Genomic DNA, 21,070 nt, shown 5'->3' on the forward strand with positions numbered 1-21,070 from the left:
CATGCCCTCTCAGCCCACGACCGCGCCGACCGCCGCGACCGCCGCGACCGCAGCGACCGCAGCGCACGACACCGGCACGACCTTCCGGGACGCCCCGCCCGAGCCGCCCGAGGAGGTCGTGGAGGCCGCCCGGCGCGCCCCGGACCACTGGATCAGCGCGGTCGATCCGGGCTGGCGCGGTGAGGGCGTGCCGCCCGACTTCGCCGTGGCCGGCCGGTGGCGTTCCGGCACCGGCGGGGAGATCGAGGAGTGGCAGGACAACGACGCCTACCGGCCCTCACCGGAGACCCTGGGCTGGCCCGAGCCCACCGACGCCGTCGACGCCGCCCTCCAACGCGCCGTCACCGGTTACGGACCGCCCGAGGACGTCGCCCACGCCCTGGCCGCCGCGGACCTCGCGGTGCTCACCCTGCCGGACGGCTCGCCGGTGACCGCGACGGCGGCGGACGGCACCCCCGTGGTCCCCGTCTTCACCTCCACCGTCCACCTCGACCTCGTCGGCGGCTTCGCCTTCGCCCGCCGGACCATGACCGACCTGCTGCCCCAACTCCCGTCCGGGCACAGGCTGTACGTCAACCCGTCCAGCCCCGCGGGCGCCGTACTGGAACCCGGACCGCTGGCGGAGACGATCGCGCACGGGACCGGCGCCGGGGCTGAGGCCGATGCCGGTGGTGGGGTCGAGACCGGTGGCGGGGACATCGCGCAGATGTCGGCACGGACCCGGTGATCCCATGTCGCCCGACGTTCACCGATGTCGAGCTTCACCAGCAACCAGTGTTGGTCCAGAGTTAGTTGAGTGAATTGAGGGCTTCGTGAGTACGTGGAACGGGCGTGTGACCGGTGGAACTGCAACGTAGGGCATGTGTGGTGGGGAGAGGCGTACGGGTGTGTGACGCGAGCACGCCGGGGGAGGACGCCGGATGAGCCGCTGGAACGGCCGTCCGGCCCGCCGCCGTGCCGCCGGCGCGGCCTCCCGCGCCGAGCGCGAACGGTCCGCCGCCGCACCGGGTCCTGGGCCCGGAGCGGAGCCGCGGGTACTGGTCGAGGACCATGACGGCCTGCTCCTGCTCCGCCTGCCCACGGACGACACCCTGCTCCCGGCCGACGTCGCCGACCTCGCCCGCGCGTTGCGCGCCGCGGACGACGGCACCGTCACGATCGCCGCCGTCGCCGAGGGCGACGCGGCGGCGGCGCTCTGGCCCCGGCTGAGCGAGTCGCTCGACTCCCTGCGGGACACCGGCACCCGGTCGGTGCGGCTGGTGATGTCCGGCGCAGGACACGACCGCACGGACCGGCCCGCCCTGGCCCGCCGGATCGCCGACACCTGGGACCTGACGGTCGAGGCCCCCGACGGACCGGTCCTCGTGGTGCCCGGCGGCTCGGTGTTCGTACCGCCCGGTGACGGCGGCTGGTGGCGGTTCGCCGCGGGGCGTGAACCCGAACCGCTCGGGCCGCGCACCCCGGCGCCCGACTGGCAGGCCGCGGTGCGCCGCACGCCGGCCCGTACGGCGGACGGCTGCGTGGTCGACCAGATCCCGGCGGGCCTGCTGATCCGTCCGGCCGAGGCCGGCGCGCCCCGGCCGGGCGACCTGTTCCACGCCATACCGGTGGACCCGAGGCGCCTCGCCGTGGTGGTCGGCGTGCCCTGGGGCGAGGACGTCGTCGCGACCGATGTCGCCGAACTCCTCGGCGCGCTGCCGGCCGCCGTGCGCCCCGGTGTCCGGCTCGTCCCCGGAGGGCGGCGGGACCTGCTGCCGCTCGGCCAGTCGGTGGCCGCCCTGCTGGACGCGGAGGTCGAGGTCACCACCGGTCTTCCGCTCTTCGCCGCCGACGGCCCGCTGGGCACCTACCGGGTACGGTCCGTGCTGGTCGGCCCGGACGGGGACCCGCGCTGGCTGCCGTTCGTGGACGCGGTGATGTGCCTGCCCGCGCGACAGACGGCCCCGGAGCCGGCGCCCGGACCGGACGCCGGACCCGCGCCCGCCCCGCGACCCGCCCCCGCGCCCCGGCTGCTGCGCTGGTCCTCGCCGGTGCCGGACCTCACGGGCTCCGCGGACGGCGTGATCGGCCTCTCCGACGCCTGGCAGGCCGTGGTCACCCGGGCCGGGCTGTGGGTGGGGCCCCGCGACGGCACTCCGCCGCTGAGGAGCGCCCGGCAGGTGAGCGTCGAGGGCCCGGTCATCGAGGTCGGCCGGGCCGGGGACCGGCTCGACGCCTCCCTCTGGCCCGTGCTGTCCCGCTTCCTCGGCCGTCTCGCCCCCGACCTGCGCGCCCGTACCACCCTCGACGTGCACGCCGCCGCGCCCGACGGCGGTCGCGCCCTGCGCGTCCTGGCGGCGGAGCACGCCCTGCGCGTCATCCGCTTCGCCCCGGCGCCACGCACCGCGCCTGCGGTACGACGCGACGGGCCCGCGGCGCGCGTGGGCGGCCCGGCGGGAAGCCCGCGGAACGGCTCGGTGAACAGTCCTGGACTCGGCCCTGTGAACGGCCCTGTGCGGGGGGCGGGTTCGCGGCCCGTACCACTGCCGTTGCCGGTGGCCGGTGCGGCTGAGGACACCGCGGCAGCTGGTGAGGGGACGTCAGTTTCGGGTGGCGCCAAGGCGGTTGCCGTGGCTGCGCCCGTTCCGGACGGTCCTTCCCAGCCGCTGAAGCCGCCGAAGCCGAGCCGGGTGCCCGTCACCGCGACCGGCGGATCCGCGACCGGCCCGACGGCCCCCGGTCGCCCGGCCACCGTGTCCGGGGGCGATCCGGTCGGCGGACCCTCGGGGCCAACGTTGTCACCCGCCGGGCCCGCCCCGGAGCCGGAGCCCGAGCCGGTCGCCGTTCCCGTCGCCACGCCGGTGTCCGGGCCGGTCACGGCACCACGCACGGAACCCGTAGCGGAACCGTCCTCCGAGCCGCCCCCCGGGCCGTTCTCCGGGGCGCCTGCCGGGCCGTCTTCCGAGGCGCCTGCCGGGCCGTCCTCCGAGGCGCCCTCTGCGCCGTCCTCCAAGGCGGTGGTCTCGACTCCCCTGGTCGTCGAGCCGGCGTCCGCGCCGGTGCCCGCGGTGCGGACGCCCCGCCCGGATCCGGTGACCGTCGGCGCGCCCGCCGCTCCCATCGCCCCCGCGCGTCCCGTACCGACCGCCGGCGGTGCGGTGCCCCGGCCGCCGTCCCCTTCCGAGACGACCGTGGCCCCGCACGCGGAGACCCCCCGCACGGAAGCCCCCCGCACGGAAGCCTCCCGCACCGAAGACCCCCGTACGCAGCCACCGCTGGCAGCGGAGACCCTCCGCACCGAAGCCCGCAGCACGGAGACACCACGGACAGCGGAGACACCCCGTACCGAGAAACCCCGTACCGAGACACCCCACACCGAGGCCCCGCGCGAGCCGGACGCCGCCGGTGCCGCTCCTGCCCCCGCTCCCGCACCCGCCGTCCCGCCCCCGGCCGGGACCGGTGGCGGTCGGCCGCTGCCCGCCGTACCCGTGCCGCCGAGGCACCGCAGCACCACCCCGGAGCGGGACTCCTTCCGCAGGCTCGCGGAGCCGGTGTGGGAGCGGCACAGCGCCGCCGTGAACCGGGCGCTGGCCGGCATGCCCGCGCTGCGGGGCGAGGAACAGGAGGCGGCCAGGACCGACCTGATCGCGCTGCGCATGTACCTCCACAACGGCGAAGAACCCCTCGGGCACGCGGAGTTGACACGTTCCCTGCGGGCCGGCGAGCAGCGCCTGCTGCCCTACGCCGGGTGTCTGGCGTCCGGGCTCGGGCGGCTGCCGTCGTACCGCGGGGCCGTGCTGCGCGGCGGTACCGACGCGCCCGGCCCCGGCGGACTGCGGCCCGGTGACGTGCTGCGCGACCCCGCGCCGCTCAGCGGGCTGCCGCTCGACCCGGCCGGCAAGGACCGGATCGCGGGCGTGGGCTTCGCGATCTGGTCGATCACCGGCCGCCGGGTCCGGCAGTTGCTGGACGGCGGCGACGAGGTCGTGTTCGCTCCGGGCACCGCCTTCAAGGTGCTCGACGTACGGACCGGCGCCGCGACCCGTCTGGTGCTGCTGCGTCAACTGCCCGACACCCAGGCGGTGTCCCCCGTTCCGGAGGACGCCGACGACACCGCGCTCGCGCGGCTCGATCACGCCCTGACCGACCGTACGGCCCCCGGCCCGGGCGACTGGCCCGACCGGTGCGCCGGACCCGTCGGCGCGCCGGGCGAGAGCTGACGAGAGCGCACGGCAAGCCCCCCACCCATCGACAAGGAGCAGTGTTCATGCCACGTCAGCACGAACCTCCGGCCGGCGAGACGACGCCCTCCGTCGCCGTTCGCCGTGCGGTGTCCGTGCCCTCGCCGGGTGCGGACCCCGGCGCGGACCTCGGACCGCGCACCCCCGACCCCGGCCCCGATCCGGCCGCCCCGATACCGATACCCGAGTCCCCCGCGCCCGCCCCCAGGCGGCTCTTCGGGCGGCGCTCCGCGTCCGCCACCGCGGAACCTGCGTCCGCCGGGCAGGGGCAGCGGCCGGATCAGCCGGAACAGCAGCAGCGGCAGGCGGCGGCGTCCGACGGACCGGAGCCCGACGCGGGGACCGGGGTCCTCTTCGCCGGGGGCGACGACGGCTCAGACGATCCGGACGCGGCCGGGTCGTCGCCGGGACGGCCGCGCGGCCCCCTGCTGGCCGCGGCCGCCATCGCGGGCGCGGTGCTGATCTCCGTACCGTTCCTGGTGCTCGGCCTGGGCGGTGACGACGAACGCACGGTCAACACGGCGCCCGTCGGCGGTACGACGCTCGATGCCGGCCTGTCCGACGACGAACCGGCCGCCGACTACGCGGCCGAGTCCCCGTCGCCCTCGGCCTCGGCCTCGCCGAGCCCGTCCAAGTCCGCCTCGCCGAAGGCGACGGCCGTCGAGGTGAAGGCCGCGCCCCCGCCCGTCGTCGAGGAGACGGCCACCGCGAAGCCCACGCCGAAACCGAAGACCGAGACGAAGACGAAGAAGGCCACCGCGCCCACCGCGCGGCAACTGGCCAACGGGCTCTCCAACCGGACCAACGTGCTGTTGAAGAACGTCGCGACCGGCAAATGCGCCGACCTCCCCAACTTCGGGAAGGGCCAGGCGACCGGCCCGGTGAACCAGTACATCTGCCGGCCCACCGACACGGACAACCAGCTCTGGGACCTGAAGGTGATGGACTCGGACGGCGGTCCCGGCGGAGCGAGCCTGTTCGTCGTCAAGAACCGCCAGGACGGGCTGTGCCTGGACCTGCCGTACTACAGCAGCGTCTCCCCGGGGACGAAGGTCAGCGAGTTCTACTGCGACGGTACGAACGCCGACAACCAGCTCTGGTGGCTGGATCCGCGCCCCGAGGGCTACTGGATCCGCAATGTCGCGAGCAACCTGTGCCTGAGTGTGTTCGGCGGCAGGAACGCCGGGGACGACGCCAGGCTGTACGTGGTGAGCTGCGGCGACAACCAGCTGAGCGCGCAGCGCTGGACAATCCCCCAGGTCGTCGAGCCCTGAGCGGGACGGCCCGAACGGGCGCGCGGCCGACCGGAGTTCACCGCGGTCGGCGGCGCCTCCCCGTCCGCCGGGGTGCCGCACCGAGGCGCGGCACCCCGCGCGTTCACACCGGGCCGGGTCCCGCCGGATAGGCCACGGCCCCCGCGACCCAGCCGGCCACCAGGGCCAGCCGGGTGGGTCGGTGGACGGCCAGGAAGGCGAAGGGCCGGTCGAAGACGGCACGGACGACGGTGGTTTCATGGCGGTACTGCGGTACGCCGCCCGGCGCGGCCATGACGGCCGTCACCGCCGCCGACCGGAAGCCGAGCGCGCCGAACCGGGCGACCGCGGACTGCGCGGCCGCCCCGACGGCGAGCGGGGAGCCGCTGATCCCGGGGAAGTGGCCCCGGCCGGTGTCCCGCGCGCCGGTGAGCCCGAACAGCTGGTGCAGGGCGAGCAGATCGTGGTCGGCGCGCACGTCGAAGGCGACGGTGGTGACGTCGAGGGTGACCGGCTCGGGGGTGACGGCCGGCTGCCGTTCCACGGTCAGGCCAGGCCCCACGTGCCCATAAGGGAGTTGGCCGCCCCCGACGACCGGCAGCGTGCGCTCCAGGGCCTCGATGCCGGCCCGCAGGATCTGTCCCGGCGTCATCCGCTCCTCGCCGAGCAGCAGATGGACGTCGATGCCGTTGTCCCCGGGGACCTTCAGCGCGGTCACCATGCCCTCGGCGGCGCTGACCACGCCGATCCGGTCGGGCCGCACGCCCCTGCGGTGCAGCCCGAGCAGGGTCCGCCCGCGCCAGGGCCCGGTCTGCGGGCGGCTCGGCTGCTCCGTGAAGGGGCGCGGCCAGTCCGTGCGCACGGTGAGGGCGGTGGCGAGCACCATCCTCGCCTCCCGCGTCAGCGTGACCGGCATCCGCTCGATCAGTCCGTCGCTCCGCTTCGCCGCCCAGGCGTCGAGGGTACGCTGCGCGGCCTTTGGGTCGTCGTCGAGCCTCCCGTGGGTGTCCGCGGGCAGCCCGGCCCGCCACTCCTGCCGTAGGTCCAGCGTGCGGCCGGTCCACAGGCCGAGGGCGGCGCCCAGGCCGGGCATGCCGTCCAGCGCGGCGAGCACGTCCCGTGCCGCACCGGCCGCCCGCTCGGCGGGCACCCCGACGGCCCGTGCCAGTTCGGTGCGGGCCTGGCCCCCCGCCCCGTGCGCGAGAAAGGCCAGCAGGGGCCAGACCCCGGCGGCCGAGAGCACGGTGCCCTCGGCCGAGGCCCCGGCCCAGCTCGCCGTCAGCGCGTTGACCGCGCGGACCGTCTCGGGCGTCAGCTCGCTCACTCGTCGTTCTCCCACTCGTCCTCGAAGCGAGGCGGGGGCCCGTGAGCCGGACCGTGCACCGCGGGAACCGTCGCACGCGTGACCCGCATTCCACCCCCACCCGTAGCGCGCTTACCATGCGCGAAGTCGTACGTCAGTTCAGCGCTGCCGCCGTCCGAACCCAGGAGCACGGTACCGGTGTCCATACCCCCGCCCCCCGGCCCCCACCAGCCCGAAGGGCACTCCCCGCAGCCCGGTCCGTATCCGCACCAGCCGGGCCCCTACCCGCAGGGGCCCGGCCCGTACGCGCAGGGGCCGTATCCGCAGGGTCCCCACCAGCACGGTCCGCATCAGCAGGCCCCGTACGGGCAGCCGCCGTACTCGGCGTGGGGGCAGGGCTACAGCCCCTACAACCGGCCGGCGCCCGTCAACGGGCTCGCCATCTCCTCCCTCGTCCTCGGCATCCTGTGCTGCCTTCCCGGCGTGGGTCTGGTGCTGGGGCTGGTCGCGCTCCGGCAGATCAAGCGGCGCGGGGAACGCGGCAGGGGGCTGGCGATCGGCGGCTCCGTGCTGTCCGGTGTCGGTCTCGGGCTGTGGGTGCTGATGCTCGCCACGGGCGGGGCGGGCGCGTTCTGGGAGGGGGTCAAGGAGGGCGCACGCGACAACGTCGTCTTCACGCTGTCCAAGGGCGAGTGCGTCAACGCGCCGGGCGGTTCGCTGCGCGGCGAGACCTACGACCTCGACACCGTCGACTGCGACGGGGAGCACGACGCCGAGGTGTTCGCGTCCTTCGACCTGCCGGGCGGCTCCTACCCGGGCCAGGAGTCGCTGGACGAGACGGCCGGCGACCGGTGTTACGGGCTCCAGGACGGCTATGCGATGGACGCCTGGGCCGTGCCCGACGACGTCGACGTGTACTACCTCGTGCCCACCACGGAGAGTTGGTCCATCGGCGACCGCGCGGTGACCTGCCTGTTCGGCAACACCGTCGAGGGCGAGCCGCTGACCGGCTCGCTGCGCAACGACGAGACCGTCCTCGACGCCGACCAGGTCGCCTACCTGAAGGCCGCGCACGTCCTGAACGCGGCCCTCGACGCCGCGCCCGACAGCGAGTACGTCGAGGACGACCTGCCGGGCCACCGGGCGTGGGCGCGGCGCGTGTCGACGGCGCTGGGCGAGCAGGCCGGGCTGCTGCGCGGGCACGACTGGCCGACGGGCGCGAGCGGGCCGGTCGCGGCCCTGGCGGACGATCTGGACACGGCCCGCGCGCAGTGGTCGAAGGCCGCCGGGTCCGGCGACGTGGACACCTTCTACGAGCACTACGAGAAGGGGTACGACCTCCTTGACCCGAAGCGGTCGGTCACGGCGCGCAAGGCTCTGGGGCTGGCCACCACCCCGCCGTCGGCGGCGGGCGGTGGCGCCGGCACGGGCGGCACCGGCATGGAGGTGTGATCGCGTCGGCAGCGGGGAGAAAAAATGCCTGGGCAGGGCCTTCCCGCGCCGTAAGTAATCACATCGAGTGATTCTCTGGCCTTTGCTTGCACGTCTCAACCCACGGTTGCCACGCTGTTGCTGTCTGTACAACCTGATGGGAGCGGTCAGTGACATTCGGTGAGCAGCCGGCGTATCTGCGCGTCGCGGGTGATCTCCGCAAGAAGATCGTCGAAGGTTCACTGCCGCCGCACACCCGGCTCCCTTCACAGGCCCGGATTCGCCAGGAGTACGGCGTCTCGGACACGGTCGCGCTGGAGGCGCGCAAGGTGCTGATGGCCGAGGGCCTGGTCGAGGGGCGGTCCGGCTCGGGGACGTATGTGCGCGAGCGGCCCGTGCCTCGGCGCGTGGCCCGTTCCGGGTACCGGCCGGACGGCGGCGCCACGCCGTTCCGGCAGGAGCAGGCCGATGTCACCGCCCGCGGCACCTGGGAGTCCAGAAGCGAGCAGACCGAGGCGAGCGGGATCATCGCTGAGCGGCTGGGCATCCGGGCCGGCGACCGCGTGATGTGCACCAAGTACCTGTTCCGGGACGCCGGGGAGCCGATGATGCTCTCCACCTCCTGGGAACCCCTCGCCGTCACGGGGCGCACGCCGGTGATGCTCCCCGAGGAGGGCCCGCTCGGCGGCATGGGCGTCGTCGAGCGCATGCGCGCCATCGACGTCATCGTCGACAACGTCACCGAGGAGGTCGGCGCCCGTCCCGGGCTCGCCGAGGAACTGCATGTGCTGGGCGGGGTCCCCGGCCATGTCGTCCTGGTCGTCCAGCGCACCTTCTACGCCTCGGGCCGGCCGGTCGAGACGGCCGACGTGGTGATCCCCGCGGACCGCTACCGGGTTTCGTACCACCTGCCGGTGAAGTAGCGCACACCCCCCGGGTGTTCGGCGTCACACCACTCGGACCGGCCCGCGTCGGCGGGTCGTTGGGATCCGGCCGTCCTCGCAGGTGACCGGTGCTGTGCCGGGCGCGCCCCGGCCCCGCCCGGCGGGACGCACACAGGGCGCACCCGGCACGGTGCGCCCCCGGCGTTCTGGCTGGTTGCGTACCTCTTTGTGAAAAGCCGTATTCGCTGAGTGAAGGTTAGGCGTACGCTCGGGCATATGCGGATTGCTGTTTCCTTAGAAGGCGGGGCGACGGGCGGCGGAGGGGCGCGATGAGCGACGGCACGGTCTTACTGCCCTGGCTCGTCATACGGCAGGACGACAACGGCAATCGCTATCGCGTGGGCAGGTACGCGACCCGCGCCGAGGCCCAGAAGATCGCCGACAGTCTCGACGGCCGCGGGCACAAACAGCTCTACTGGGTCGAGCGCATCGGCCAGCTCGGAGAGGGCGCCGGCAACTGAGCCGGACCGCGCTCCCGTAGGCTCCGGCGCATGACCGAACGGATCGTGGTGGTGGCGGCCGCCCTGCTCGACGCCGGCCGCCTGCTCGCCGCCCGCCGCAGCGCACCCCCCGAACTGGCCGGACGCTGGGAACTGCCCGGCGGCAAGGTCGAACCCGGCGAGCGGCCCGAGGACGCCCTGGTGCGCGAACTGCGTGAAGAACTCGGCGTCGACGCCGAGGTCGTCGCGCGTGTCCCGGGGGAGTGGCCGCTGAAGTCCCCGTATGTGCTGCGGGTGTGGACCGTCCGGCTGCGCCCCGGCTCAGCCGCCCCCGCACCCCTTCAGGACCATGACGCGCTGCGGCTGCTCGCCCCCGGCGAGGTCTGGCAGGTGGACTGGCTCGACCAGGACGTGCCCGCGGTGCGCGAAGTGATGGGCCGACTGACGTCGAACGCCCGCTGAGCACCCTGTACGCCGTTCGTGCCACAGTGCGCCTGTCCGGGCGGTACTGGCTCCCGGATATCGGGTATGTGCCTATTAACCCCACGAAACCGGACATGGGATGGGTTCGCTGGCCTGGGAAGTGATCGGCGTGATCGACACCGAAGGCGACTGCGCCGAATGGACGTTTCCGGCGCAGCCCGGCTCCGTGCGCACCGCCCGCCGCGCGGTCCGCGACCAGCTGCGCACCTGGGGGCTCGACAGCCTCGCCGACCTCTCCGCGCTCCTGGTGAGCGAGCTGGTGACCAACTCCCTGCGGCATGCGACGGGCCCCATCGGGGTGCGCCTTGTCCGCTCCGCGAACCTCGGCGCCACCCTGCGGGTGGAGGTCTCCGACCCGCTCCCCGATCTGCCGCGCGAACGCGTCCCCCGACCCGACGACGAGAGCGGCCGCGGCCTTCAACTGGTTGCCAACTCCTCGCGGCGTTGGGGGACCCGGCCCGCCGACAGCGGTAAAACGGTCTGGTTCGAACTGGCGGTGCCGAAGTGAACCGCCGGGATGAGGGAGCGGAGCCATGATGAGCGGAAGGGGGAGGAACCGGATGGAACCGATGTACACGCGCTGCCGTGGCGTCCACTCCCGACGGCCGTCCGGCGGCGGCTGCCGGGGGACGTGATTCGACGGCGTGCTCCCTGGTTAGAAGACTGGAAGTGTTGTCACGGCCCGGCCCGAACAGCGCCTGGACCAGGCTGTGATCGTGAACACCGTGTCGTGCGGACCCGTAGTGCTGGATACTGCGGGCAGCCGCCCCCGGTGACCGGTGCCGGGCGCGGTGAGCTGGAGGGGACGGTTCGCGTGAGCGAGATACCAGCGAAGGCCACGGAGTCCGAGGATCCGTCGGACGCCGCGAGGGCCCGGGGCGTGGCGGCTGCCGCGGCGCCCGGCGACGCCATGTGGCAGAGCAGTCCGCCCGGCTCCATCTACGACTACATCAAGGTCGCCTCCTTCTCCATCGGCCCCGGCGGGCTCGTGGACCAGTGGAGCCTGCGGGCCGAGCAGCTTTTCGGGATCCCCGCCGAACGCGCCGTGGGCATGGACCCCATCGAGGCGTTCGTCGACCCCGACCAGCGCGAGCGCGGCCAGCGGAAGATGGCCGAAGTCCTCGACGGACGGGAGTGGACCGGTGTGGTCCCCTTCCGGGTGCCCGACGGACCGGGCGGCGGGCGCGGCGAGGAGGGCCTTGCCGAGGTCTACGTCATGCCCACCCGCACCGCCGAGGGCGAAAGGGCCGCCGTCTGCATCGTCGTGGACGTCCGCACCCTGCGCAGCATCGAGACCGACCTCGCCGCCTCGCAGGCGATTTTCGGTCAAACCCCGTTCGGTTTCTTCCTGATCGACACCGAGCTGCGGGTGCGCCGCGTCAACACGCGGATCGCCTCGATCTTCGGCGGCACACCCGACGACCACCGCGGCCGGGGGGTCCACGACTATCTGCCACGGGGCGAGGCGGAGCGCATCGCGGCCACCCTGCGCCGGGTCCTGGAGACCGGCGAGCCCATCACGGACATGCACGTCACCGGCTTCGTCCCGGACTCCGAGGAACGCCGGCACTGGTCCGTCAACCTCTACCGCGTGCAGAGCGGCAGCGGTCGCCCGCTCGGCATCGCCTGGCTCGGCACGGACATCACCGCCCGCCGGGAGGCGGCCCGGGAGGCCGCCGCCGCACGACGCAATCTCGCCCTTCTCAACGAGGCGGGCGCCCGGATAGGGAACTCCCTCGACCTGGAGACCACCGCCCGGGAACTCCTCGACGTCGTCGTCCCCGGCTTCTGCGACCTCGCCTCCGTCGACCTCTACCAGGGGCTGCTGGCCGGAGACGAGACCCCGCCGGGCCTCGCTGACGGCAGCGCCGAACTGCGCCGCGTCGCCTTCGCCAGCGCCGTCTCCGGCGCGCCGATTCTCGGCGGCGGTTCGCCGGTCGCGGTCGGCGCGGTCCACCACTACCCCTTCAACTCGCCCTGCGCGGACGCCCTGCGCACCGCCCGCCCGCAGACCGTGCCCGCCGAGGAGGGCGGCCTCGTCCAGTCCACGCTGGCCGTTCCGATGGTGGCCCATGACACCGTCGTCGGCCTCGCCCAGTTCTCCCGGACCAAGGGCAGCGAACCGTTCGGCGACCGCGACCGTGACCTCGCCGTGGAACTGGCCGCGCGCGCCGCGGTCTGCATCGACAACGCCCGCCTGTACCGGCGCGAGCACGAACGCGCCCTGATACTGCAACGGTCCCTGCTGCCGCCGGGCGACCCGGAGGCATCCGGCCTCGACATCGCCTGCCGCTATCTGCCCGGCAACGCGGCCACGGAGGTCGGCGGCGACTGGTTCGACGTCATCGAACTCCCCGGTCACCGCACGGCGCTGGTCGTCGGCGACGTGATGGGCCGCGGTCTGCGCGCGGCGGTGGCCATGGGCGAACTGCGCACGGCGGTACGCACGTTGGCCCTGCTCGACCTGGAACCGGCCGAGGTGCTGTCCGCGTTGGACGAGATCGCCCGGGGCCTCGGCACGCCCGGCGGGGTGCAGCAGGCGACCCGCACGGCCCGCCAGTCCCGGGACGCGGACCTGTCCGAGGTCTATCTGGCGACGTGCGTGTACGCGGTGTACGACTCGGTGACCAGGCGCTGTACGTTCGCCAACGCGGGCCATCTGCCCCCGGTGCTGGTCGAACCGGGCGAGGCGGCGCTGATGCTGGACGTGCCGCCCGGCATGCCGCTCGGCGTGGGCGGCGAGCCGTTCGAGGAGGTGGAGGTCGAACTGCCCGAGGGCGCGCTGCTCGCCCTCTACACCGACGGCCTCGTCGAATCCCGTGACCATCCGCTGGACGAGGGCCTTCAGGCGTTCGTGGGCGCGTTGACGGATCCGACCAGCGCCCTGGAGGACGTCTGCGACCACGTCCTCAACACCCTCGACACGCATCACGGCGAGGACGACATCGCGCTGCTGATGGCACGGGTGCAGGGGCTGCCCACCGAGTCCGTCGGCGACTGGACACTGCCGCGTGAGCCGCGCAGCGTGGGCCGGGCCCGGGAGTACGCGCGCGGGCAACTGCTCGGCTGGGACCTGGAACCCCTGGTCGACACCACGGAGTTGCTGGTCAGCGAGCTGGTGACGAACGCGCTCAGGTACGGCGAGGGAGAGATCAGACTGCGTCTGCTGCTGGACCGCACCCTGGTCTGCGAGGTCTGGGACTCCGGCCTGGTCCAGCCGCGCCGCCGCCGGGCCCGGGACACCGACGAGGGCGGCCGGGGCCTGCAACTCGTCGGCCTGCTCAGCGCGGCGTGGGGCTCCCGCCGCACCCCCCGGGGCAAGACGGTCTGGTTCGAACTCCCCCTCCCCGACGGAGAAAACCCCCTGACAGACCCGGCGGAGGCCCTGCTGAGCCTGTTCTGACGGCACAGAATCCGACCCACGTTTTCAACAGCGCCCCGAAGGGGGCACGGGGCTGTATCAATATGCGGCTCCGCCGCGCGGGCGCGCCCAGCCACGACGACGCCGCACCCGCCCGACGACACCGCGCGGCACTTCCGGCAGGGCGTGTCAGCCACGACGGCGCCGCAGGCGAAACGACGGCAAGCCGTGGCACTTCCGGCCGGGCGCGTCAGCCAGGACCGCGCCGCAGGCGAAACCGACGGCTCATCGCGGCGCATCCCGCGGAGCGTTCCGTGGGCCGCCGAAGCGTGCCGGTGGGCCGCCGTCCGGGTCCTCGCCGAGGAGGACGCCGCCGAGGACGGCACCGGCGAGCCCGGCCGCGTACCCGGACTCGCCGACGTACGGCGTGCCATGCGTGCGCACGTCCCGTTCGGCGAACTCCCGCGCCCTGCGGGCCAGTTCGTCCGCAGCCCGGCTGTCGCCCTGCGCAAGCACCCGCACCGCCTCGGAAAGCGACGTGCGCGCCTCGGCGCCCACCGCAGCCCGGTGCGTGGTCACGAAGTCCTCGGCGATCGCGGTGGCGCTGCGGGCCGCGAGGAACCCGGCGAGCGGTACCACGCCGGAGCGCCCCGCCCCGACCGGCTCGACGGCCCGCGCGATCCGCCGCAGCGCGTCCAGCGGATCGTACGGCCCGCCGGTCAGCTTCCCCCGCACGGCGGCCAGAACGGCGTCGGCGTGCGCCAGCCGGGCACGGAACTCACCGAACGGAATCCGGTAGGCGGCCGTCTTGCCTTGGGGCGGCGGCGCGTCCGGCCGGGCGGCGGGCGCCCCGTCGGCCGCACGCCGGCCCGTGGCCCCGGGCTCGACGGCCGGTGCCCGCGGGACCTGGCCCCGGGCCCGGGCCAGTTCCGCCTCCGCTCCGGTGAGCGCCGACGGCACCAGCGCCGCGGCCTCGGCCAGTTGGTGGGCAAGCCGCTCGACGCCGGTCACGAAGACGTCCGCCTGGGCGATGGCGCCCTCGGCCGCCCGCAGATGGCGGGCCGCCCGCCCGGCGTCATCGGAATCGGCGGCCTGGCGGGCCCGGTCGAGTTCCGCGGTGGCGAACAGCAGCCGGTCGTTGGCCTGTTCGGCATGGCCCCGGACCGGCTCGGCGGCCATCGGCCCATAGCGCTCGCCCAGTCCCGCCGCGGACGCCTGAGTGCCCGCCGTACGCCCCGCCAGCGCCCGGAGCCGCCGCTCCGCGTGGTCCAGCGCACCGCCCGGGTCACGCTCCAGCGCCCGCAGCCGGTCGAAGGCCGCCGCCTCCGTGGCCAGCCGCCGCCCGGCCTCCGCGCACCGCCCGACCACCCCCACGAGCGCCTGCCGCCGGGCGGCGTCGTCCCGCGGCAGCCCTTCCTCGTAGCGCCGTCGTATCGCGAACGCGGCCGACAACTCGGTCTCGGCCGCCCGCAGGGCCCGCGCGAACGGCTCGACGGCCCCGGGCCCGGACCGCGCCTCGGCCCAGGCCAGTTCCTCCCGGCTGCTGCGCACGGCGTCATCGGCCGCGACCAGGGCGGCGCGGGCCTGCCGGTCGGACTGGCCGGGCGCCGGCACGGGCGGCGCCCCGGGTGTCGTACGGGTCCGGGCCCGCCGGGTGCGCCGTATGCAGGCGTACCCCGCGAGCACCCCCGCCGTGCCCACCGCCACCAGCGGCAGGACGAGATCGGCCGGGGACGTCCCGGTCCGTCCCGGCGCGGCGGCCTCGGCCACGGGCCCCGCGCGCGCCGCGGGAACCGGATCTTGCGCGCCGATCGTCATCCCCGGCGACACCAGCCACGCGACCGAGACGACGCCGCCCAGCACGGTGTGCGCCACCCGCACACGTATGTGCGACGCGGCACGCCTGGGCCGCCCCCGGATCAAGGATGACGTCACATTACGGAGCGTATGGGCGTGCGCCCGGCTCCGCGACCGGGGCGGATACGCGCGGGGGACCACGGAAACAGGGGGAAACACGATGACCGCGAACCCGACCCCGACACCCCCACCCCCCGACGCCGACCACACCTCCGACACGCCCGGCGCGCCCGCCCCGCCCGCCACCGAGGCGGCTCCCGGTCCCGTGCCGGAGCAGGGCTCCGACGTGTCCACCGGTCAAGCCGCGCCCGGTGCCGTTGCCCGGCGGGGTGTCGGGGGAAGCAGGCTGCGGCGGTGGGGGCGGTGGGTGGTCGGTGGGGTGCTGCTCGTCGTGGTGCTGCCGCTGCTCGCCGCGGGGATCGCGCTGCGGGTGAACTACGCGGGGGAGCCGGCCGACGGTACGTACACCCGGAACCGGGACGCGATCTGGCTCGGGCACGCCTGGGTGGACGGCCGGAAGAAGGACGCCGACGTCGCGGCGCTCGCACGGCGGCTGCACGGCACCGGCATCCGCGATCTGTACGTGCACTCCGGGCCGCTTGAGCACGACGGCACGCTGCCCGAGTCGGCGTATCCGAGGGCGCGTTGGCTGACCGACGCCGTGCACCGCGCCCTGCCCGGCGTCCGCGTGCAGGCATGGCTGGGCGACGTGCTGGCCACCGAGAGCCCCGAGGGGCTACGCCTGGAGCGCGCCGCGACCCGGGCGGCGGTCGTGGACAGCACCCGGCGGATCCTCGCCGCCGGGTTCGACGGCGCCCACTTCGACCTGGAGCCGCTGCACTCAGGAGACCGCGACTACCTCTCCCTGCTGGACGATCTGCGCGGCGTCACCCGCCGGCACGGCGCCCTGCTCTCCGTCGCCGCCCATCAGATCGACCCGCTGCCCGCCCTGCACTCCGTCTTCGGCGCGGTCACCGGCCACCCCAAGTGGTGGTCGCAGGCGTACTTCGGGCAGGTGGCGCGCCGTGTCGACCAGATCGCCGTGATGTCGTACGACACCATGCAGCCGCTGGAGAGCCTGTACGGCGGCTATGTGGCCCAGCAGACCGCCCTGGCCCTGGAGGTCACCCCGGACTCCACCGACCTGCTCATGGGTCTGCCGTTCTTCCGGGAGAACCGTTTCGGACACTGGGCGCACGCCGAGACCGTCCCGGCCGCCGTGCGCGGCGTGCGGCTCGGCCTGTCCCGCACGGACGCCGACCGGGCCCGCTTCGGCGTCGCCCTGTACGTGGACTTCGCCGCGACGGAGGCGGATTGGGCCGCCTACCGCTCGGGCTGGGTCCGCTGACCCCAGGCCCCCCGGCCGAGCGGGCCGAGAACCTGGGGGCGGTCGGCCACGATGCCGCCGCGGCCGGCCGGCGACGGCACGGCCCTTCCTCCGGGGCTGCCGGGTGCGGGTGTTTCGTGGTTGCTCGCGCAGTTCCCCGCGCCCCTTCGAACTTCGGGGCGCGCCTGCTCCATGCCGGGTGCGCTCTGAGCGATCGCGCTCAGCTTGCGTCGCTGCGCCGCCTGATCTTGGAGCCCAGCCACACCAGCGGGTCGTACTTGCGGTCGACGGCCCGCTCCTTCATCGGGATCAGCGCATTGTCCGTGATCTTGATGCCTTCGGGGCACACCTCGGTGCAACACTTGGTGATGTTGCAGTAACCGAGGCCATGTTCGTCCTGGGCCGTGGCCCGCCGGTCCAGGCCGGTCTCGGCGGCGGCGTCCAGCGGGTGCATGTCCAGTTCGGCGACGCGCATCAGGAAGCGCGGCCCCGCGAACGCCTTCTTGTTCTCCTCGTGGTCGCGCACCACATGGCAGGTGTCCTGGCACAGGAAGCACTCGATGCACTTGCGGAACTCCTGCGGACGGTCCACGTCCTCCTGCATCATCCGGTACTCGCCGGGACCGAGGCCCGCGGGCGGCACGAACGCCGGGACCTCCCTGGCCTTCTGGTAGTTGAAGCCGACGTCGGTCACCAGGTCGCGGATCACGGGGAAGGCGCGCAACGGGGTGACGGTGATCGTCTCGTCGCGGTCGAAGACCGACATGCGGGTCATGCACAGCAGCCGGGGCCGGCCGTTGATCTCGGCGGAACACGAACCGCACTTGCCCGCCTTGCAGTTCCAGCGCACCGCGAGATCGGGCACCTGGGTGGCCTGGAGGCGGTGGACGATGTCCAGGACCACTTCGCCGTCGTTGACCTCGACCCGGAAGTCCTCCAGGCCGCCGCCCTCGGCGTCGCCCCGCCACACCTTGAAACGGGCCTCGTAGCTGCTCACTCGTACAGCTCCTCTTCGGCGAGGTACTTGACCAGCTCCTCCTTCTCGAAGAGGGCGAGCAGGTCGGGGCGGATGGGCTCGGTGGTCTCGCGGGTGAGGGCGATCCGGCCGCGCGCCGGGTCCGTGTCCGTGTCGGCGAGCCCGTCGGCGGGGCGGGCGAGCGCGCACAGCAGGTTGATGTTGCGCCACGCCCGGTCCATCCCCGGACGGTCCTCGCGGGTGTGCCCGCCGCGTGACTCCGTGCGTTCCAGGGCCGCGCGGGCCACGCACTCGCTGACCAGCAGCATGTTCCGCAGGTCGAGGGCGAGGTGCCAGCCGGGGTTGAACTGGCGGTGCCCCTCGACGCCGGCCCGCCGCGCCCGCGTCCGCAGCTCGGCCAGCTTCTTCAGGGCCTGCTCCATCTCCGGCTCGCGGCGGATGATGCCGACGAGGTCGTTCATCGTCTGCTGCAGTTCCTGGTGCAGGGTGTACGGATTCTCCGGCGGCCCGCCCACCGCAGGGCCGGCGCCCGCCGCCGTTTCCTCGCCCGCGGAGAACGGCCGCAGGGCCTCGGCCGCCGCCGCGTCGACCTGCTCGTCGGACACCCGCGGCCGGTCGTCCGCCGACGCCGCCGCGTGCTCGGCCGCGTGCAGGCCGGCCCGGCGCCCGAAGACCAGCAGGTCGGAGAGCGAGTTGCCGCCGAGCCGGTTGGAGCCGTGCATGCCGCCGGCCACCTCGCCGGCCGCGTACAGGCCGGGCACGCCGCGCGCCGCCGCCGTGTCGGAGTCGACGGCGATGCCGCCCATCACGTAGTGGCAGGTCGGTCCGACCTCCATGGCCTCCGCGGTGATGTCGACGTCGGCCAGCTCCTTGAACTGGTGGTACATGGAGGGCAGCCGGCGCCGGATCACCTCGGCGGGCATACGGGTCGACACGTCGAGGAAGACCCCGCCGTGCGGGGAGCCCCGGCCCGCCTTGACCTCGGCGTTGATGGCGCGGGCGACCTCGTCGCGGGGGAGCAGTTCGGGGGGCCGCCGGTTGTGGTCCGGGTCGTCGTACCAGCGGTCGCCCTCCTCCTCGGACTCGGCGTACTTCTCCTTGAACACGTCGGGGATGTAGTCGAACATGAACCGCTTGCCGTCGGAGTTGCGCAGCACACCGCCGTCGCCGCGCACCGACTCGGTGACGAGGATGCCCTTCACGGACGGCGGCCAGACCATGCCCGTCGGATGGAACTGCACGAACTCCATGTTCAGCAGCGGTGCGCCGGCGAGCAGCGCGAGCGCGTGCCCGTCGCCGGTGTACTCCCACGAGTTCGACGTGACCTTGAAGGACTTGCCGATGCCGCCGGTGGCGATCACCACGGCGGGCGCCTTCAGGACGAAGAAGCGGCCGGTCTCGCGCGCGTAGGCGAAGACGCCGCACACGCGGCTGCCGTCCTTGAGGATCCTGGTGACCGTGCACTCCTGGAAGACCTTCAGCCGGGACTCGTAGTCGCCGGTCGCCCGGTGGTCCTCCTGCTGGAGGGCGACGATCTTCTGCTGGAGGGTGCGGATCAGCTCAAGGCCGGTGCGGTCGCCGACGTGGGCGAGGCGCGGGTACTCGTGGCCGCCGAAGTTGCGCTGCGAGATCTTGCCGTCCTTCGTCCGGTCGAACAGCGCGCCCCAGGTCTCCAGCTCCCACACCCGGTCCGGGGCCTCCTGCGCGTGCAGTTCGGCCATCCGCCACTGGTTGAGGAACTTGCCGCCGCGCATGGTGTCGCGGAAGTGCACCTGCCAGTTGTCGTGCTCGTTGACGTTGGCCATCGCCGCCGCGATGCCGCCCTCGGCCATCACCGTGTGCGCCTTGCCGAACAGCGACTTGCAGATCACCGCCGTACGGGCGCCGCGCTCGCGTGCCTCGATCGCGGCGCGCAGCCCGGCACCGCCGGCGCCGACCACGACGACGTCCCACTCCTGTCGGTCGACCACGGACATCAGTAGGCCCTACCCCAATCTAGAAGAAGCGCGGATCGTCGAAGACGCCGGAGGCGAGCAGGTACACATAGAAGTCGGCGAGCGCCACGCTCACCAGCGACGCCCAGGCCAGCTGCATGTGCCGGGCGTTGAGCCGGCCGACGAACCGCCACGCCCGGTAGCGCACGGGGTGCTTGGAGAAGTGTTTGAGCTTGCCGCCGACGATGTGCCGGCAGGAGTGGCAGGACAGGGTGTACGCCCAGATCAGCACGATGTTGGCGAGGAACACCAGGGTGCCGAGACCCATGTGGCCCCACCGGTAGTGCGTGTCGCGGAAGGACAGCACGGTGTCGTAGGTGAGGACCCCGGCGACCAGCAGCGCGGCGTAGAAGAAGTACCGGTGGAGGTTCTGCAGGAGCAGCGGGAAGCGGGTCTCGCCGGTGTACTTCTTGTGCGGTTCGGCGACCGCGCAGGCCGGCGGGGACGCCCAGAAGCTGCGGTAGTAGGCCTTGCGGTAGTAGTAGCAGGTCAGGCGGAAGCCGAGCGGGAAGATCAGGATGATGATCGCAGGGGAGATCGCCCACCAGCTGCCGAAGAGGCCGGCGTTCGGTCCGGCGTGCATCGTCGCGCAGTTCTGTGCCAGGCAGGGCGAGTAGAAGGGCGAGACGTACGGCGCCGAGTAGTAGTCGGCGTTGGCGAAGGCCCGCCAGGTGGAGTACACGACGAAGGCGAACAGGCCGGCCGCGGTGACGGCCGGGGCCAGCCACCAGCGGTCGGTCCGCAGGTGCGGTGCGGCGATCGCGGCGCGCGTACGGGTGCGTACGCCGCCGCCGGTGCTCTGGGGTTCCGTACCAGTGGCCAATGGATGACTCCGGTCGGGTTCGGGTGGCGGGGCCTGCGGTGCCGTCCCGGGGCGGGCCGGCGGTCGCGCCCAGGGGGTGGCGGTCGCGGGCGCTAGGGGGCGTGGCGGTCGCGGGCGCCGAGACCCTCGTCGTCCGTGTCCGTCCACAGGCTGATGTCGTAGGGCGCGTCGGAGATGGTGACGAGATCGGGGCGGCGCGGCGGGGTGCGCCCGGGGGCCGCCTCCCGCAGCAGCGCCACGCTCTCCCGCAGATGATCGGCGTCGGCGCGGACGCGGCGCATCTCCAGTCCGCCGCCGCTGCCGAGCTGCTGCTCCAGGCGGCCGACGGAACGCAGCAGATCGTCGAGGTGGCGCTGGACTGATGTCAGGTCGTCGTGCACGGACATGACGTGACCTCACTTCCGCGGACCGCACGGTCCAAGGCGGCAACGTTCATGCGCCTGCGAGTGTTGCGCGTCACACGTGCCGATGTGAAGGCATGTGCAGCGATTGGCGGATCGTGCCCCGCCGCCGCACGCCCGCACGCGCTCTGTGTGCGCCGGGGCGCGAGTTGCGCCGCACGGGTGGGCTTGGCAGCGCCCGTCGCCGTGTCGCCCCCGGCCGGCGAACCCTTTCCTTTTCAGTGGGTCCGTAGATCTGATCAGCACCAAAATACCGC

Annotated in this window: 16 protein-coding genes; 10 read left to right on the forward strand and 6 right to left on the reverse strand. The window is 73.8% G+C overall.

Features of this window, described 5'->3' with window-relative positions; genetic code table 11:
* The first annotated feature begins 1 nt into the window (after window position 1).
* From AC27LF_RS07925 to AC27LF_RS07935, 3 genes are all read left to right on the forward strand, one after another.
* Entirely contained in the window at window positions 2-727 is a 726-nt protein-coding gene (locus tag AC27LF_RS07925; protein ID WP_479656314.1) for a type VII secretion system-associated protein, read from the forward strand.
* A gap of 193 nt (window positions 728-920) precedes the next feature.
* Window positions 921-4,199: a hypothetical protein gene (locus tag AC27LF_RS07930; protein WP_479656313.1), complete on the forward strand. Its 3,279-nt coding sequence runs from the start codon at window positions 921-923 to the stop codon at window positions 4,197-4,199.
* A 47-nt stretch (window positions 4,200-4,246) separates the two neighbouring features.
* Window positions 4,247-5,494, forward strand: coding sequence for an RICIN domain-containing protein (locus tag AC27LF_RS07935; protein WP_479656312.1), 1,248 nt, complete (start codon window positions 4,247-4,249; stop codon window positions 5,492-5,494).
* A gap of 103 nt (window positions 5,495-5,597) precedes the next feature.
* Here AC27LF_RS07935 and AC27LF_RS07940 read toward each other — a convergent pair whose 3' ends face one another.
* Window positions 5,598-6,797, reverse strand: a complete 1,200-nt coding sequence (locus tag AC27LF_RS07940; RefSeq protein ID WP_479656311.1) for a serpin family protein — start codon at window positions 6,795-6,797, stop codon at window positions 5,598-5,600.
* Between the two features lie 177 nt (window positions 6,798-6,974).
* On the opposite strand from AC27LF_RS07940, the gene AC27LF_RS07945 reads away from it, so the two are divergent.
* From AC27LF_RS07945 to AC27LF_RS07970, 6 genes are all read left to right on the forward strand, one after another.
* Complete coding sequence (locus tag AC27LF_RS07945) at window positions 6,975-8,228, forward strand: DUF4190 domain-containing protein (RefSeq protein WP_479656310.1); 1,254 nt, start codon at window positions 6,975-6,977, stop codon at window positions 8,226-8,228.
* Window positions 8,229-8,377: 149 nt separating this feature from the next.
* Window positions 8,378-9,130, forward strand: a complete 753-nt coding sequence (locus AC27LF_RS07950) for a GntR family transcriptional regulator (RefSeq protein ID WP_479656309.1) — start codon at window positions 8,378-8,380, stop codon at window positions 9,128-9,130.
* A 290-nt stretch (window positions 9,131-9,420) separates the two neighbouring features.
* The gene (locus AC27LF_RS07955) at window positions 9,421-9,612 is read left to right on the forward strand and encodes an SPOR domain-containing protein (RefSeq protein WP_479656308.1); all 192 of its coding nucleotides are present in this window, start codon (window positions 9,421-9,423) and stop codon (window positions 9,610-9,612) included.
* A gap of 30 nt (window positions 9,613-9,642) precedes the next feature.
* On the forward strand, window positions 9,643-10,053 hold the full coding sequence (locus AC27LF_RS07960) for a (deoxy)nucleoside triphosphate pyrophosphohydrolase (protein WP_479656307.1): 411 nt from the start codon (window positions 9,643-9,645) through the stop codon (window positions 10,051-10,053).
* 100 nt (window positions 10,054-10,153) lie between these two features.
* Entirely contained in the window at window positions 10,154-10,582 is a 429-nt protein-coding gene (locus AC27LF_RS07965; RefSeq protein ID WP_479656306.1) for an ATP-binding protein, read from the forward strand.
* Between the two features lie 306 nt (window positions 10,583-10,888).
* Window positions 10,889-13,477 carry a SpoIIE family protein phosphatase gene (locus tag AC27LF_RS07970; RefSeq protein WP_479656305.1) on the forward strand — a complete coding sequence of 863 codons (2,589 nt, stop codon included), beginning with the start codon at window positions 10,889-10,891 and terminating at the stop codon, window positions 13,475-13,477.
* Window positions 13,478-13,720: 243 nt separating this feature from the next.
* Here AC27LF_RS07970 and AC27LF_RS07975 read toward each other — a convergent pair whose 3' ends face one another.
* Window positions 13,721-15,370 carry a hypothetical protein gene (locus AC27LF_RS07975; RefSeq protein ID WP_479656304.1) on the reverse strand — a complete coding sequence of 550 codons (1,650 nt, stop codon included), beginning with the start codon at window positions 15,368-15,370 and terminating at the stop codon, window positions 13,721-13,723.
* A gap of 82 nt (window positions 15,371-15,452) precedes the next feature.
* On the opposite strand from AC27LF_RS07975, the gene AC27LF_RS07980 reads away from it, so the two are divergent.
* On the forward strand, window positions 15,453-16,640 hold the full coding sequence (locus tag AC27LF_RS07980; RefSeq protein ID WP_479656303.1) for a glycoside hydrolase family 18 protein: 1,188 nt from the start codon (window positions 15,453-15,455) through the stop codon (window positions 16,638-16,640).
* Between the two features lie 199 nt (window positions 16,641-16,839).
* Here AC27LF_RS07980 and AC27LF_RS07985 read toward each other — a convergent pair whose 3' ends face one another.
* From AC27LF_RS07985 to AC27LF_RS08000, 4 genes are all read right to left on the reverse strand, one after another.
* Window positions 16,840-17,616, reverse strand: a complete 777-nt coding sequence (locus AC27LF_RS07985) for a succinate dehydrogenase/fumarate reductase iron-sulfur subunit (RefSeq protein ID WP_479656302.1) — start codon at window positions 17,614-17,616, stop codon at window positions 16,840-16,842.
* Window positions 17,613-19,571, reverse strand: a complete 1,959-nt coding sequence (locus tag AC27LF_RS07990) for a fumarate reductase/succinate dehydrogenase flavoprotein subunit (protein WP_479656301.1) — start codon at window positions 19,569-19,571, stop codon at window positions 17,613-17,615. The genes AC27LF_RS07985 and AC27LF_RS07990 overlap by 4 nt, the downstream gene beginning before the upstream one ends.
* Before the next feature lie 19 nt (window positions 19,572-19,590).
* Complete coding sequence (locus AC27LF_RS07995) at window positions 19,591-20,412, reverse strand: hypothetical protein (protein WP_479656300.1); 822 nt, start codon at window positions 20,410-20,412, stop codon at window positions 19,591-19,593.
* A gap of 92 nt (window positions 20,413-20,504) precedes the next feature.
* The gene (locus AC27LF_RS08000) at window positions 20,505-20,798 is read right to left on the reverse strand and encodes a hypothetical protein (RefSeq protein ID WP_479656299.1); all 294 of its coding nucleotides are present in this window, start codon (window positions 20,796-20,798) and stop codon (window positions 20,505-20,507) included.
* Window positions 20,799-21,070 lie beyond the last annotated feature (272 nt).

Source organism: Streptomyces diversicolor (assembly GCF_057537855.1).

Coding starts and splice junctions, on each gene's coding strand:
- AC27LF_RS07925 (WP_479656314.1), top strand. CDS start 2: ATGCCCTCTCAGCCCACGACCGCGCCGACCGCCGCGACCGCCGCGACC.
- AC27LF_RS07930 (WP_479656313.1), top strand. CDS start 921: ATGAGCCGCTGGAACGGCCGTCCGGCCCGCCGCCGTGCCGCCGGCGCG.
- AC27LF_RS07935 (WP_479656312.1), top strand. CDS start 4,247: ATGCCACGTCAGCACGAACCTCCGGCCGGCGAGACGACGCCCTCCGTC.
- AC27LF_RS07955 (WP_479656308.1), top strand. CDS start 9,421: ATGAGCGACGGCACGGTCTTACTGCCCTGGCTCGTCATACGGCAGGAC.
- AC27LF_RS07960 (WP_479656307.1), top strand. CDS start 9,643: ATGACCGAACGGATCGTGGTGGTGGCGGCCGCCCTGCTCGACGCCGGC.
- AC27LF_RS07965 (WP_479656306.1), top strand. CDS start 10,154: ATGGGTTCGCTGGCCTGGGAAGTGATCGGCGTGATCGACACCGAAGGC.
- AC27LF_RS07980 (WP_479656303.1), top strand. CDS start 15,453: ATGACCGCGAACCCGACCCCGACACCCCCACCCCCCGACGCCGACCAC.
- AC27LF_RS07990 (WP_479656301.1), bottom strand. CDS start 19,571: ATGTCCGTGGTCGACCGACAGGAGTGGGACGTCGTCGTGGTCGGCGCC.
- AC27LF_RS08000 (WP_479656299.1), bottom strand. CDS start 20,798: ATGTCCGTGCACGACGACCTGACATCAGTCCAGCGCCACCTCGACGAT.